We start from the raw sequence: 13656 nt of genomic DNA on the forward strand, positions 1-13656 counted from the left end.
ACCACAACCATCAGGAGCACGCACCCCATGAGCCGCACCGGCCGCGTTGAACGCACCACCAAGGAGACCAAGGTCGCCGTCGAGATCACCCTCGACGGCACCGGCACCGCCGAAGTCTCCACCGGCGTGGGCTTCTACGACCACATGCTCGACCAGCTCGCCCGGCACGGACTATTCGACCTCACCGTGCACACCGACGGTGACCTGCACATCGACTCCCACCACACCATGGAGGACACCGCGCTGGCCCTCGGCGCGGCCTTCCGGGAGGCACTGGGCGACAAGGCCGGCATCCGGCGTTTCGCCGACGCCAAAGTGCCCCTCGACGAGGCGCTCGCGGAGGTCACCGTCGACCTGTCGGGGCGCCCCTACCTCGTGCACTCCGAGCCCGAAGGCATGGCGCCGGTCATCGGCCGCGACTACGACACCACCATGACTCGCCACATCTTCGAGTCCTTCGTGGCCCAGGCGCGCGTCGCGTTGCACATCCACGTCCCCTACGGGCGCAACGCTCACCACATCGTGGAGTGCCAGTTCAAGGCCCTCGCGCGAGCGCTGCGTTTCGCCGCCGAGCCCGATCCCCGCGTCACCGGAATCCCTTCCACCAAAGGCGCACTGTGACGCAGCCGATGTGGGCGCTGCTGCTCATCGCGCTCAGCGGCCTGCTGCTGGGCGGAGCCATCACCACATGGCGCGCCAGCAAGCTCCTGGCCGTCGCGCTCGGCGCCTGCGCCGCTCTCGCCCTGGCCGCCGGGGTGCTACGTTCCGGATACTTCTAGAGCGCGGCCCCTAGCGGCCCACCCGCCACCGTCCCACCCACGACAGCCACGATGAACGAACGAAAGGCGCTGGTCCCACGTGCAGCCACGGGTCGTCATCCTCGACTACGGTTCCGGAAACCTGCGCTCGGCTCAGCGAGCCGTGGAGCGCGCCGGCGCCGACGTCACTGTCACCGCCGATCCCCACACCGCCATGGCCGCTGACGGTCTCGTCGTGCCCGGGGTCGGCGCGTTCGAGGCGTGCATGACCGGCCTGCTCAGCGTCGGCGGGGAGCGCGTCATCGGCAAGCGCCTCTCAGGCGGCCGGCCCGTGCTGGGCATCTGCGTGGGCATGCAGATCCTCTTTGAGCGCGGCGTCGAGCACGACGTGGCCACCGAAGGCTGCGGTGAGTGGCCCGGCACCGTCGAACGGCTGCGCGCCCCGCTGGTGCCCCACATGGGGTGGAACACGGTGCAAGCCCCCGCCGACTCCGCCCTGTTCGCCGGCATCGACCCTGAGGAGCGCTTCTACTTCGTGCACTCCTATGGCGTGCTCAACTGGGAACTGCACCCCGCCGACCCGCGCATGCCGGCGCCGGCGGTCACCTGGACCCACTACGGTGCTCCCTTCGTGGCCGCTGTCGAGAACGGGCCGTTGTGGGCCACCCAGTTCCACCCCGAGAAGTCGGGCGACGCCGGCGCCCGCCTGTTGGCCAACTGGGTCGCTACCCTGTAGCCGCCGCCCGTTCACTGTTGCCGGCCACCGGGTGGTCGCCAGCCGCCCGGGCCGCACACCACCGTCTGTTGTCCCACCCCACTCCACACGGAAAGTCCTCAAGCTTTATGGCCTCAACCCTCGAACTGCTTCCGGCTGTCGACGTCACCGACGGCCAGGCCGTCCAGCTCGTCCAGGGCAAGGCCGGCTCGGGGGGCCGCTACGGCGACCCGTTCGAGGCGGCCTGGGCCTGGCAGCGCGCCGGGGCCGAATGGCTCCACCTGGTCGACCTTGACGCGGCGTTCGGCCGTGGCCACAACCGGGAACTCCTCGCACGCATCATCGGTGCTGTGGATATGCGCGTCGAACTGTCCGGCGGTATCCGCGACGACGACTCCCTGACCGCGGCCCTGGCCACCGGCTGCACCCGGGTCAACATCGGCACCGCCGCGCTGGAGCACCCCGAATGGTGCGCCAAGATCATCGCCGAGCACGGCGACCGCGTCGCCATCGGCTTGGACGTGCGCGACGGCTCCACCCTGGCCGCGCGCGGCTGGACCCGCGACGGCGGCGACCTCTACGAGACGCTGCAACGCCTCGAAGCCGAAGGGTGCGCGCGCTACGTCGTCACCGACGTCAACAAGGACGGAACGCTCAAAGGCCCCAACCTCGACCTGCTGCGGGCCGTGTGCCGGCGCACCGATAAGCCCATCGTCGCCAGCGGCGGAATCTCCACCCTGGACGACGTGCGCGCCATCGCCGGGCTCGTGCCGCTGGGCGTGGAGGGCGCCATCATGGGCACCGCCCTCTACGAAGGCGCGTTCACCCTCGAAGAGGCCCTGGCAGCGGTGAGGTCGACATGAGCCTCGCCGTCAGAGTCATCCCCTGCCTCGACGTCGACGCCGGCCGTGTCGTCAAGGGCGTCAACTTTCAGAACCTGCGCGATGCGGGCGATCCCGTCGAACTCGCCCGCCGCTACGACACCGAAACCGCCGACGAGCTGACGTTCCTCGACGTCACCGCCTCCAGCGCCGACCGGGACACCACCTATGACGTCGTGGGCCGCACCGCCGAGCAGGTCTTCATCCCGCTGACCGTGGGCGGCGGGGTGCGCACCCCCGACGACGTCGACCGGCTGTTGCGCGCCGGCGCCGACAAGGTCGGCGTGAACACCGCCGCCATCGCCCGGCCCGAGCTCATCGGCGACATCGCCCACCGATTCGGCCGTCAGGTCCTCGTCTTGTCCGCCGATGTGCGCCGCGTCCAAGGCGACACCGAGACCGCCAGCGGCTTCGAGGTCACCACGCACGGCGGGCGTAAGGGCACCGGAATCGACGCCATCGAGTGGGCGCGCCGCGCCGCCGAACTCGGCGCCGGGGAGATCCTGCTGAACTCGATGGACGCCGACGGCACCAAGGCCGGCTTCGATCTGGAGCTGATCCGCGCCGTGCGCGCCGTGATCAGCATCCCGTTGATCGCCAGCGGCGGAGCGGGCCGTGTCGAGCACTTCCCGCCGGCCGTGGAGGCCGGCGCCGACGCCGTCTTGGCCGCGTCGGTGTTCCACTTCAACGAGTTCACCATCGCCGAGGTCAAGGCCGAACTCCGCGCCCACGGCCACCCGGTGCGCTAACTGGACCCGGCTGTCCCACACCCGCGCCCTGCGGTTGCCGTCGCGGCTGAACCCGTCCCTGAGCGCAACCGGGCGGCTGTTCAGCCGTGCTCTCGCCGGGCGTCCCGGACAGCCGGGGAGCCTGGGGGAGAGGTGGGGGAGCGGGCCGCTGCACTGCTCCCCGAACGGTGGGTTGCTGGTGGGTCCGTCGGCACGGCTGCCGGTGAGGCGCTTGGTACCTGGGGCCGGGGGTCGGTGCTGCCCGTTCGGGGCAGGGGCGGCGACGGAGAGCAGCGAGGGCCGGTGGTGGGTGGTTGGTGGGCTCTCGCTGGGGGCGAAGAGGATCTGCTCGGCAAGATCGCGGCGAGGATGCCTGTTCGGCGATCCTGGGCCGCGAGGATCGCCGAACAGGCATCCTCGCCGCGATCAAGGCGCCTTTAGGCGTGGCCACCGGCCGCATGATGTCCGGTTTGCCCCGCCATGTCGTCTCTCGGGGGAGGAAAGAGGCGCGTTCTCGCGCGAGAAGCACCCCAGCCGGGCGCCCACCCCGCCGCCACGGGGGCGCTATGGGCGGATCTGTCGCTTCCGCGCTGGCCATGATCACCGCCGGTGTTGGCGAACCTCCCATGGTCGCTGCCGCCCACGCCCCCGACTAGCCGCACTCAACCGGCCGTCGCTGCCCTCCGTCGCCAGCCCGCACCCAGGCCCACAGCACCGACTTCGTGCCCGCCCCCGCCCTGTCCGTCCTCGCTGCCCTCGTTGCCGAGAGCCGTCCCAGCGTGCAGTAGCGGTATCCAGGGGCTTCTCCTGGGTGAGGGCCACGGCCGGGTGTGGGGGTGGTTCAAGCAGGCGGAAACGTTTCGCGCCGCTCGTACCTCGATCGCTGCGCGATCTCGGTAGCCCAGAGGTGGACCGCAACTCAAGGGAACGCGTCAGCTTCCCGCCACGCTCTGAACGGAGGGCGCCTCCCCAGCCCCCAGAACCGTGTAACACCCCCTGCCCCCCTGGCGGCCTTCACTTCCCCACGCCACCCCGACCCCACGCCCGCTCAAAGCTACTGAGATCGCGCAGCGATCGAGGTACGAGCGTACGAAAAACACCCCCACCGTCCCCAACTACCACCGGCCGTCGCTGCCCTCCGTCGCCAGCCCGCACCCAGGCCCACAGCACCGACACCCAGGCCCCGCCGGCTCCCCGCAGACGCGGGGAACACCCCGAACCCACGATCCGGCATGTGCCGGTCAGGGGACCATCCCCGCGTGCGCGGGGAGCACGGCGGGACCGCCTCCGCGTGGAGAGGCCCCGGAATCCCGGAACCGGGCATGCAGCAACGCTCTCGCCGGGCTGAGCTGTTTCATAGCGAACGCTGGATACCGGCAAAGTAACGGTTTGCACTCAGAACGTGACTCTAAGTTTGTTCCCCTCGGAAGTCGTCAAGTTCCGCGAGCAGGCGGGACTCACGCAACGGCAGTTATCGTCACGGATCCGCTCGTCGACGTCGTCACTGTGTCGCTGGGAGCGCGGGGAAGTGACGCCCCGACGCGAGCACGTCGAACGGCTCGATGAAGCCCTCGGCGCGAGCGGTCAGCTGCTGCGAACGTGGCAGGCACAGACCTCGGGAAGCTCGCTGCCCCCGTGGATGCGTGATGCCGGCCGATTGCAAGAGGAAGCCGCCTCGATCGATTGCATCTCCCCGGTGCTTGTTCCGGGATTGTTGCAGTCACCGGCGTATGCCTGGCTTGTATTCCGGGAAGGTCGTCCGTTGTCCACGGATAGCGAAATCGCGCGTCTCGTGGCCCTCCGCTGTGAACGTTACGAATCGCTTCGCCACAGGAATGACCCGTGGATCACTGCCGTGTTTCCCCAGACGGCGCTGTCGGGGGTCACCGATGAGGTGCGCGTCGAGCAGGTAAGGCACTTGCTGTCCCTGACCGATTCGGGACGGGTGAGCGTCCACTTGGTCCCGGAAGGGACACTGCTGGTGGGAGTTACGTCGCCTTTGCTGATGGTGCGTCTACTGAATGGGGGTTCTGCGGCTTCCAGCGATCATGTCTGCGGTAACGTCATTCACGACAACGACGGGGAAGATTGGGACCGGCTGACGGAGTTGGCGAAGCGCGCGTTCGCCGCTGCGCTCCCCCCTCGCCAGTCGCGAAGGATTTTGGAGGAAATGTCGTGAGCGAGTGGCACAAGTCCAGCTACAGCGACACCGGTGGCCATTGTGCGGAAGTCCGGGAGACCACGGAGTTCGCGAACTTTCGCGACTCTAAGTACCCGGATGAAGCGGTGTTGACCTTCGATTCCGCGGAGTGGCGGGCGTTCCTGGAGGGTGTGCGCAGCGGCGAGGTCTGACGCGGACCTCCTGCACGCCCCCCGCTGTGCTCGCCCCCGGGTCTGCTCGGGGGTTTTGTTGTGTGGGAAACGGGTTCTCGCCGCCCGCGCCGATGGCGGGCGGCGGGACGCTGACCTACCGGCCTGAGGGAGTCGTCACGGTTTGCGAAGGACGCCGCCGTACTCGTACATCCGCCTGCTCCCGGCCGATGCGCCGAGGTAGGGGGCGAGTTCGGGCGGGCACTCGCCGAGCGGAGGTTGGTCGGGGTCGGGGCGCCAGTCGTTGATGTCGACCAGACCGGGCTCCACCGGTTCCAGGTCCGTCAGCCACGAGGCGAACTGAGAAGGGGTGCGGGTGCGCCAGGGCATGCCCAGACCGGTGATGACCTCGGTGAGTTCGTCGGCTGTGGCGACATCGTCGGCCACCACATGGGAGATGGCCAGGTAGCTGCCGCTTGCCGCCCACTGAAGGGGAGCCTGGATGGCGCGCTGTGCGTCGCCGTCATCGGGGATGCAGTGCGGGATGCTGAACATGAGGATGCCCACGGGCTGGGTGGGGTCGAGCAGTGCTTGGGTGTCGGGGTGGGTGAGGATCTGCTCGGGGTCGGTCATGTCGGCAGTGATGACCGTGGTGTAAGGGTTGTCGGCCAACAGCGCGCGGCCGTGGGCGAGCACGATGGGGTCGATGTCGACATAGACCACCCGTGCTTCGGGCTGGAACGCCTGGGCGACCTGGTGGACGTTGTTCTCGGTAGGGTAGCCGCTGCCCAAGTCGAGGAATTGGTGAATCCCCACGTCACGCGCCAGATACCGCACCGCGCGATACAGGAACAGTCGGTTCTGTCGGGCAATGTCGAGGTCTTCGGGGAAATGCTCCGAGACGCTGAGGATCAAGTTGCGGTCGACCTGGAAATTGTCCTTTCCGCCCAACATCCACCCATAGGCCCGTGCCGGAGTGGGACGGTCCATGGGAAGGTCCGGGGAACAACGCTCCTCGTTAGCGTGGTTTTGTCCCCTCAATCCGGTAACTGGTGGGGAAGAGCTGTTGAACTCACCGGCAGGTTCCGGATCGGGGCGCTCAGCCATCGAAAGAGCCTCTCCAGGGGGTGTGCTGGCATACGGCGGCCATAGCACAGAAAGCGGCTTGTTGTGTAGCGGTTTAGATGATTTTAAAGCAATATGCGGGCATTAAGCCAACTCTGCCCGGAGATGCGGAAGAAAAGCCGACATAAGTTTCTAATCTACTGAAATCGGACGCTGGGTGGGGGAGAGGGAGTGGAACTACGCCGCAGGTAACTCCCTGTATAGCGTGCGCGACAAATGGCGCACTGGGGTGAGAACAAGTGGTACCAGGCGCGGGCGCTGGTGCGCTCCGGCGCCGACTCGTCGCCGACGCGGCTCGGCTCGGCTCCCCATGGCCTCGCCTACGGCGCTTCCCGTTCCAATGTCTCGTGATCTTGCTGCTTGATCCGTGGCTGTCGACGCCGCGACAGGCAGCCTACGACCTCGGCGCCCTCCTCAGTTGGTCGGCCACCGGCCTTCGCCCCCTCACCGCGTCTTCCCCGGGGCCGGCTGGGGCGCATGCGACGGTGGGGTGGGGTTAGAAATAATGGGAGATCCTGATTTATTCCCTATTGCCGATGACAGGCGTCGCGGGGTGAAGAGCGCGGAATAGTCCGCTTCGAGGGGATGCTGAACCCGACGTACCACCGCGCGCCCTGCCCGGCGGGGCCGCGGCGACGGGGCGCCACAGGACGGGGGCGTCTGACTGCTGTTGAGGCCGGAGACACCAGCGAAGGGGCCAGGTGAACGAATGTCACAGGGAGTAGCAACAGAGGGACCTGCTGTCGACTCCCGGGTGTTTCGGCGCGGTGTGAGGGTGTTGGGGGTGGCGATGCGCACCGAATGGTGGGTGTTCGCCGTCGCCGTCACCGGGGCTGCGCTGCACGGAGCGGTCACGGTGGGGTCGGCGACCGTGCTGGGTCACATCACCGACACCGTCATTATCCCCGCCTTCGAGCAGGGGCGCACCACCGCCGCGACACTTACCACCGCCGCGGCGCTGCTCTTCGGCGTCGGCGTGCTGCGTGCGCTCGGGCTGGCGGGCCGGCGGCTGTTCGGCGGGCTCATGATGTTTCGCATGCAGGCGCACTACCGGCGCCGGGTCGCCCGCAACTATCTGCGGCTGCCGCTGTCGTGGCACCAGCGCCACCCCACCGGCCAGTTGCTGTCCAACGCCAACGCCGACGTCGAAGCCACCTGGCAGCCGCTGGCGCCGCTGGCGATGGTCATCGGCAGTCTCGTCATGCTCGTGGTCGCCGCCGTGGCGATGGTGCTCACCGACCCCGTGCTCGCCCTCGTGGGGTTCGTGGTCTTCCCGGCGCTAGCCGTGATCAACTACCTGTTCCAGCAGCGGGTGTCGCCGGCGGCCACCCGCGCCCAGAAGCTGCGCGCCCAGGTCAGCGAGGTCGCCCACGAGTCCTTCGACGGGGCGCTGGTCGTCAAGACCCTGGGCCGAGAAGACACCGAGACCGAGCGGTTCACGGCCGCGGCGCACCGCCTGCGCGACGCCCAGATCCGCGTGGGCCGGCTGCGCGGCATGTTCGACCCCACCATGGAAGCCCTCCCCAACCTGGGGGTGCTCGCAGTACTCGGGGTGGGCGTGGTCCGACTCTCCGAGGGAGCCGTGGGCGCCGGCGACCTCGTCCAACTCTCCTACCTGTTCACGCTGTTGGCGCTGCCCATCCGCTCGCTCGGCTGGTTGCTGGGCGACCTGCCGCGCAGCGTCGTGGGCTGGGACCGGGTGCAAGCGGTACTGTCGGCCACCGGCGAGATGAGCTATGGCACCCGCACCCTCACCCCCTCGGGCGGTGTCCGGCTGGAGGCCCAGGGGGTCAGTTTCTCCTACGCCGACGCCTACAACGCCGCCGCCCCGGGCAGCGGTGAGGGCGGCGGCTCCGGGCTCGACCTCGCCGCGGGCTCCAGTGGCGAGCCCGAGTCGCGCACCACCGTCCTGCACGACGTCAACTTCACGGTCGAACCCGGCCGCACGGTCGCCATCGTCGGCCCCACCGGCGCCGGCAAATCCACCCTGACCACGCTGCTCATGCGACTGATGGACCCCGACACCGGCACGCTGTACTTCGACGGGGTCGACGTGCGCGACCTGGCCCGCGGCGAGATCGCCCGTTCGGCGGCCCTCGTCCCCCAAACCACCTTCATCTTCGAAGACACCGTCCGCGACAACATCACCCTCGGCGAAGACATCGACGACGAACGGGTGTGGGCAGCGCTACGACTGGCCCGCGCCGACTCCTTCGTCGCCGCGCTGCCCGAAAGCCTGGACACTCCGCTCGGCGAACGCGGCACCACTCTCTCGGGCGGGCAGCGCCAGCGTCTCGCCTTGGCGCGCGCCGTCGTGCGCCGGCCGCGGCTGCTCATCCTCGACGACGCCACCTCGGCCGTGGACCCCCAGGTCGAGGCACAGATCCTCGCTGGGCTGCGCGGCAACGAGGAGGGAGCCACCGTGGTCGTCGTCGCCTACCGCAGAGCCACGATCGAGCTGGCCGACGACGTCATCTACCTGGAGCAAGGCACGGTGCGCGACCGCGGCGCCCACCTCGACCTGCTCGACCGTTCACCCGGCTACCGCGAGCTTGTCACGGCCTACGAGCGCGCGGCCGAGCAGCGCGCAGCCGACACCGCCACGCCCATCAACGAGGAGGTCCTGGGTTGACTGCCCCGGCCGACACCCGCACCCGGCGCGACGACACCACCGACCACGCCCCGGCGCCGGAGGCTCCCCCCGCCCGGCCTGGCCTGTGGCGCTCCACCGACTCCGCTCTCAGCACGCTGCGCCGCGGTATCCAACTCTCCCCGGAGTTCACTCACGGCATCGGCCTGACCCTGGTGCTCGCCGTCATCGCCACCGCCGGAAAAGTCGTCGTCCCCATGGCGGTGCAGCAGATCGTCGACAACGGGATCGGGGCCGCCACCGGCGAACCCGACCCCGACTTCGTCTTCGGCGCGGTCGCCTTGTGCAGTGTGCTGATTGTCGTCACCGGCGTGTGCTCGTTTCTGATGAACGTGCGGCTCTACCGCGCCAGCGAATCGGGGCTGGCCACGCTGCGCCGCAAGGCGTTCCGCCACGTCCACGACCTCTCGGTGCTCACCCAAAACAGTGAGCGCAAGGGCGCCCTGGTCTCGCGGGTCACCGCCGATGTCGACCAGATCAGCACGTTCATGCAGTGGGGCGGGCTGCTGCTGATCGTCAGCAGCGGTCAACTCCTCGTCGCCACAGTGCTGATGGCGGTCTACTCCTGGCAGCTCACCATCGTCATGTGGCTGTGCTTCATCCCCCTGCTGTTCGGAGTGCGCTGGTTGCAGCGCCTGCTGTCGCGGGCCTATCTGAAGGTGCGCGAACGCACCGGCGACATGCTTGGCGTCATCGGCGAAACCGTGCTGGGGGCCGCAGTCATCCGCGCCCACGCCACCGAAGAGCGCACCGCCCACCGGGTCGACACCACGGTCGTGGCCACCCGCGGCGCCCAGGTGAAGGCGCAGCGGCTATCGATGGCCGTCTCGCCCGTGGCCGAACTGGTCGCGGCAACAGCCAACGCCGCCGTGGTCGTCGTGGGGGTGCTGCTGGGCATCGGCGGCCACCTCACCCCCGGCGAGCTACTGGCGTTTCTGTTCCTGGTCACCCTGTTCGTCGGGCCGATGATGATGGCCACCGAGATCTTCAACGAAGCCCAAAACGCCATCGCCGGATGGCGGCGCGTGCTCGGCGTCCTCGACACCGTGCCCGACATCGCCGACCCCGGCGCCAACGGCCGCGAGCTGCCTGCCGGGCCGGTGAGTGTGCGCTTCGACGGCGTCTCCTACGCCTACCCCGACGGCCCCACCGTCCTCAGCGACATCAACCAAGAGATTCGGCCGGGGACACGGGTGGCCGTGGTCGGAGAGACCGGCTCGGGCAAGACGACCTTCGTCAAGCTCCTCACGCGCCTGATGGACCCCGTCGAGGGCACCGTCTACATCGACGGCGTGGACCTGCGCACTGTCGCCTTCTCCTCGCTGCGCCGCCGCATGGTCATGGTTCCCCAAGAGGGCTTCCTCTTCGACAGCTCCCTGGCCGAGAACATCCGCTTCGCCCGGCCTGAGGCCGACGACGCCGCGCTGGTCGACGCCATCACCGAGCTCGGGTTGGCCGACTGGCTGGCCGGCCTGCCCCACGGTCTCGACACCCCGGTGGGCCAGCGCGGCGAGTCCCTGTCGGCGGGCGAACGCCAACTCGTCGCCCTCGTGCGCGCCTATGTGGCCGACCCCGACCTGCTCGTGCTCGACGAGGCCACCTCGGCTGTGGACCCGGCCACAGAGGTGCGCATCCAGCGCGCCCTGGACCAGCTCACCCACGGTCGCACCTCCGTGGCGATCGCCCACCGGCTCTCCACCGCCGAGGCCGCCGACGACGTGCTGGTCTTCGACGCCGGCCGGGTCGTCCAGCGGGGCCGCCACAGCGACCTGGTCGCCCAGCCCGGCGTCTACGCCGACTTGCACGCCTCGTGGGTGCACAGCTCCGCGTGAGCGCCGGCGCGCCGGTGGGCTCGCCACCGCCGCCAGCCCCCGGCGCGCCGGCCACGGCACCCCGGCCGCCGTTACCCGGGCCGGCCGGCCCACCAGTGGGCGGCCAGCAACTCCCCAACGAGCGGCTCGGTCAGCAACCTGATGTCAGGATCGGTATCGCCCAGGTAGCGCAGACTCATCTGGGCGCCCGCAACCTCGCCCCCCACACTGACGAACGTCCCCCGCAGTTGCAGCAACTGTTCGCTGAAACGCTCGTCGTAGGCCGAGCCGGCGAACAGCACAGCCCGGTAGTCCTCGATGGCCGCCAGGTAACGGTCGGAATAGGACCAATCCCCGGTCTCGGCCGCGTAAGCGTGCACGATCGGTCCCCGCCGCAGGGCCGACACGGCTTGGTGGGCCGACGCCAGCCGCTCGGCCGGAGCGATGAAGTGAACGCCGTGTTCGCTGTCGGGTCCGAGAAGTGTGCTCGCCGTCTGGGGCAGCCACGTAGCGGCCCGCTCCAGCAGGTCGGCACAGGCGTTGGCCACGCGGCGCAGCGTCACCGCCGGATCGGCGCTGCCCCCCACAGGCGGCGCGCCGAGCCGATGGGCCAACAACAGCAGCAGCGCCAACGCGTGCTGGCAGGCACGGCATCCCAGTTCGCTGTCCTCCGCACCGGCGCGCAACGCCACGACCACATCGGCGTAATGGGTCAGGGGAGAGGTGGGGTCCGCAGTGAGCAGGACGATCGCGCACTGTTCCACGTAGCGATCCAGCCTGGTCGACAACTCCAACCCGCCCACGCCACAGTCGACCGCCACCACGAGGGTGTCGGGGGCGGGCGGCGGGGTGTGCGTGGTCGAAGTGTATTCGGCTGTGGCGCCCAGCCCCGCTTGGCGCATCCGTGCCGCAGCCGCGGCGCAGGCGTACCGAGCCGGTCCCGCGCCCAGCAGCACGATGGCGGCCGGTTCGTCGTCGAACAGCGCCGGCAGCGCCGCGTAGGGGTCGTGGCGAACCAGATGGTCAGCTAGTTCGGTCAACGCGGTCGGCTTCGCGGCGAGATCGGCCGCGAGTTGCTTGGCGGTCACGCAACCCCCTGGGGCCTCGGCTGGACACCGCCGGTGGGGTGGACGGTGCTGCCTACGACCCTACGGTGCGCCGGGGCGGGGGCGGCGCGACCGCCGGCACCACGGTCGTAAGGTAGGGACCATGAGCACGAGCCCTCCCCAGCCCGCGGCCGGCACGTCTCAGGAGCCCCGCCTGGACCCGGCTGTGGCCGACCGGCTGCACCGCACCCCTGACGGGCTGGTCCCAGCCATCGTCCAACAGCACGACACTGGCGAGGTTTTGATGCTGGCGTGGATGGATGACGAGGCGCTGCGCCGCACCCTGACCACCCGCCAGGCCACCTACTGGTCGCGCAGCCGCCGCGAATACTGGGTCAAGGGCGCCACCTCAGGCCACTACCAGCGCGTCCAATCGGTCGCGCTGGACTGCGACGGTGACACCCTCCTGGTCAAGGTCGAACAGAGCGGTGTGGCCTGCCACACCGGCGCCACGACCTGCTTCGACGCCGGTGAGCTGCCCATGGGCGGGGAAGCGTAGCGGTGAGCACTGCCGAGCACTCCGGCGCCCCGGCGCCCCGGCGGCGTCGAGCCGTCGCCTATGTGGTGGCGCTGGTGCTGACCGTCGTCGGCGCCGGCGGGCTCTTGGGTGCCACCAGCCGCACGTGGGCCACCGCCACCCTGGCGATGCCCGAACCGCTGGCCCCGGCCGCCGTGGAACTGCACGGTAACGCCCTTGGCACGCTCGCTCCGGCCATGGGGTGGGCCAGTCTGGCCGCGGTCGCCGCGATCGTCGCGGTCGGCGGTCGCGTACGCCAGGTGGTGGGGGGAGTGCTCGCCGGCTTCGGCACGGTCGCGCTCGTTGCTGTGGTGATGGCCACGCGTGAGTCCGCCCTTGTCGCGGCGGCCCAGGAACAGGTCACGGGAGCGGCGACGTTGAGCGAGGTCACCCTCGCTGCCGGCTGGCCGTGGACAGCGGCGGGAGGCGCTGTGGCAGTGCTGGCGGCCGGAGCGCTCACCGTTCTTCGGGGGGGTGACTGGCCCGCGATGAGTAACAGGTACGATCGCCCCAGTACTGTGCCCGAGGCACGCTCTGACGACCCCGTCACCCTCTGGCGCTCCCTCGACGCCGGTACCGACCCCACCGCGGAGTCCGCGTCCGGCCCGCCCCCGCCCTAGCGGTGCGGCGCCAACGCCACCGCGCAGGTCACCGTTGAACCCGCGGCGTCCCCGCGACGCCTTCACCGAGACGTCCTTCGACTCCAAGGAGCACTGATGGCCGAGGCCCACCACGATGACCACGGCAACACTCCCGCCGCCTGGTTTTTGACCCTGAGTTGGATCGTCGTCTGGTCCGTGTCCGGTGCCGCCATCATCTTCTTCGGTCAGGGCCTACTGCTGTGGACTGTCCTTGGCCTGGGCGCCAGCGTCGTCTGCGCCATCATCGCCGGCGCCATGAAGAAGGCCGGCATGGGGCGCAAGCAGCCGCGCCAGGCACCGATGACCCGCGCGCAGTGGGAGGCGTTGCAGGCCAAGCGCGGCGGCAGCGCCGAGCGTGACGAAGCCGCCGAGACGGAGTCGAACGAGTCGGTCGCCGTCGGCGCCGAGTGAGCG

General features: G+C 69.6%; 15 protein-coding genes. 13 read left to right on the top strand and 2 right to left on the bottom strand.

From position 1 onward, the window contains the following. Window positions 1-27: 27 nt before the first annotated feature. The 7 genes from hisB to ABD848_RS11790 all read left to right on the top strand — a co-directional run bounded on the left by hisB (window position 28) and on the right by ABD848_RS11790 (window position 5434). Window positions 28-621, top strand: coding sequence for an imidazoleglycerol-phosphate dehydratase HisB (hisB, locus tag ABD848_RS11760; protein ID WP_344970923.1), 594 nt, complete (start codon window positions 28-30; stop codon window positions 619-621). Then, window positions 618-779 carry a hypothetical protein gene (locus tag ABD848_RS11765; RefSeq protein WP_344970925.1) on the top strand — a complete coding sequence of 54 codons (162 nt, stop codon included), beginning with the start codon at window positions 618-620 and terminating at the stop codon, window positions 777-779. The genes hisB and ABD848_RS11765 overlap by 4 nt, the downstream gene beginning before the upstream one ends. Window positions 780-858: 79 nt before the next feature. Then, window positions 859-1494 (top strand): imidazole glycerol phosphate synthase subunit HisH, encoded by a 636-nt coding sequence (gene hisH, locus ABD848_RS11770; protein WP_344970927.1) that lies wholly within the window; start codon window positions 859-861, stop codon window positions 1492-1494. 107 nt (window positions 1495-1601) lie between these two features. Further along, entirely contained in the window at window positions 1602-2336 is a 735-nt protein-coding gene (gene priA / locus ABD848_RS11775; protein ID WP_344970929.1) for a bifunctional 1-(5-phosphoribosyl)-5-((5-phosphoribosylamino)methylideneamino)imidazole-4-carboxamide isomerase/phosphoribosylanthranilate isomerase PriA, read from the top strand. After that, complete coding sequence (hisF, locus tag ABD848_RS11780; protein WP_344970931.1) at window positions 2333-3103, top strand: imidazole glycerol phosphate synthase subunit HisF; 771 nt, start codon at window positions 2333-2335, stop codon at window positions 3101-3103. The genes priA and hisF overlap by 4 nt, the downstream gene beginning before the upstream one ends. Window positions 3104-4484: 1381 nt before the next feature. Further along, a complete protein-coding gene (locus ABD848_RS11785) occupies window positions 4485-5261 on the top strand; it encodes a helix-turn-helix domain-containing protein (protein WP_344970933.1) in 777 nt (258 codons plus the stop codon). Then, complete coding sequence (locus tag ABD848_RS11790) at window positions 5258-5434, top strand: DUF397 domain-containing protein (protein ID WP_344970935.1); 177 nt, start codon at window positions 5258-5260, stop codon at window positions 5432-5434. Before ABD848_RS11785 ends, ABD848_RS11790 begins: the two co-directional genes overlap by 4 nt. Window positions 5435-5569: 135 nt before the next feature. On the opposite strand, the gene ABD848_RS11795 is transcribed toward ABD848_RS11790, so the two are convergent. Further along, on the bottom strand, window positions 5570-6433 hold the full coding sequence (locus ABD848_RS11795) for an SAM-dependent methyltransferase (protein ID WP_344971157.1): 864 nt from the start codon (window positions 6431-6433) through the stop codon (window positions 5570-5572). Window positions 6434-6733: 300 nt separating this feature from the next. Between ABD848_RS11795 and ABD848_RS11800 the strand changes: the two genes are divergently transcribed. From ABD848_RS11800 to ABD848_RS11810, 3 genes are all read left to right on the top strand, one after another. Further along, window positions 6734-6868 (top strand): hypothetical protein, encoded by a 135-nt coding sequence (locus tag ABD848_RS11800; protein ID WP_344970937.1) that lies wholly within the window; start codon window positions 6734-6736, stop codon window positions 6866-6868. Between the two features lie 358 nt (window positions 6869-7226). Then, window positions 7227-9149, top strand: coding sequence for an ABC transporter ATP-binding protein (locus tag ABD848_RS11805; protein ID WP_425567507.1), 1923 nt, complete (start codon window positions 7227-7229; stop codon window positions 9147-9149). Further along, entirely contained in the window at window positions 9146-10999 is a 1854-nt protein-coding gene (locus ABD848_RS11810; RefSeq protein WP_344970939.1) for an ABC transporter ATP-binding protein, read from the top strand. Before ABD848_RS11805 ends, ABD848_RS11810 begins: the two co-directional genes overlap by 4 nt. Window positions 11000-11070: 71 nt before the next feature. On the opposite strand, the gene ABD848_RS11815 is transcribed toward ABD848_RS11810, so the two are convergent. Beyond that, window positions 11071-12066, bottom strand: a complete 996-nt coding sequence (locus tag ABD848_RS11815) for a sugar isomerase (protein WP_344970942.1) — start codon at window positions 12064-12066, stop codon at window positions 11071-11073. 121 nt (window positions 12067-12187) lie between these two features. Here ABD848_RS11815 and hisI point away from each other — a divergent pair, with 121 nt between their 5' ends. The 3 genes from hisI (at window position 12188) to ABD848_RS11830 (ending at window position 13653) form a co-directional block, all read left to right on the top strand. Next, on the top strand, window positions 12188-12583 hold the full coding sequence (gene hisI / locus ABD848_RS11820) for a phosphoribosyl-AMP cyclohydrolase (protein ID WP_344970944.1): 396 nt from the start codon (window positions 12188-12190) through the stop codon (window positions 12581-12583). Between the two features lie 2 nt (window positions 12584-12585). Then, window positions 12586-13221 (top strand): Trp biosynthesis-associated membrane protein, encoded by a 636-nt coding sequence (locus ABD848_RS11825; protein ID WP_344970946.1) that lies wholly within the window; start codon window positions 12586-12588, stop codon window positions 13219-13221. A gap of 96 nt (window positions 13222-13317) precedes the next feature. Next, window positions 13318-13653, top strand: coding sequence for an HGxxPAAW family protein (locus ABD848_RS11830; RefSeq protein WP_344970948.1), 336 nt, complete (start codon window positions 13318-13320; stop codon window positions 13651-13653). Window positions 13654-13656 lie beyond the last annotated feature (3 nt).

The sequence above is a fragment of the Salinactinospora qingdaonensis genome (genome assembly GCF_039539445.1).
Classification (GTDB): domain Bacteria; phylum Actinomycetota; class Actinomycetes; order Streptosporangiales; family Streptosporangiaceae; genus Salinactinospora; species Salinactinospora qingdaonensis.

Excerpts from the sequence above, each read along its gene's own strand:
- hisB (WP_344970923.1), top strand. The coding sequence starts at position 28 with ATGAGCCGCACCGGCCGCGTTGAACGCACCACCAAGGAGACCAAGGTC.
- ABD848_RS11830 (WP_344970948.1), top strand. The coding sequence starts at position 13,318 with ATGGCCGAGGCCCACCACGATGACCACGGCAACACTCCCGCCGCCTGG.
- hisF (WP_344970931.1), top strand. The coding sequence starts at position 2,333 with ATGAGCCTCGCCGTCAGAGTCATCCCCTGCCTCGACGTCGACGCCGGC.
- ABD848_RS11805 (WP_425567507.1), top strand. The coding sequence starts at position 7,227 with ATGTCACAGGGAGTAGCAACAGAGGGACCTGCTGTCGACTCCCGGGTG.
- ABD848_RS11800 (WP_344970937.1), top strand. The coding sequence starts at position 6,734 with ATGGCGCACTGGGGTGAGAACAAGTGGTACCAGGCGCGGGCGCTGGTG.
- hisI (WP_344970944.1), top strand. The coding sequence starts at position 12,188 with ATGAGCACGAGCCCTCCCCAGCCCGCGGCCGGCACGTCTCAGGAGCCC.
- priA (WP_344970929.1), top strand. The coding sequence starts at position 1,602 with ATGGCCTCAACCCTCGAACTGCTTCCGGCTGTCGACGTCACCGACGGC.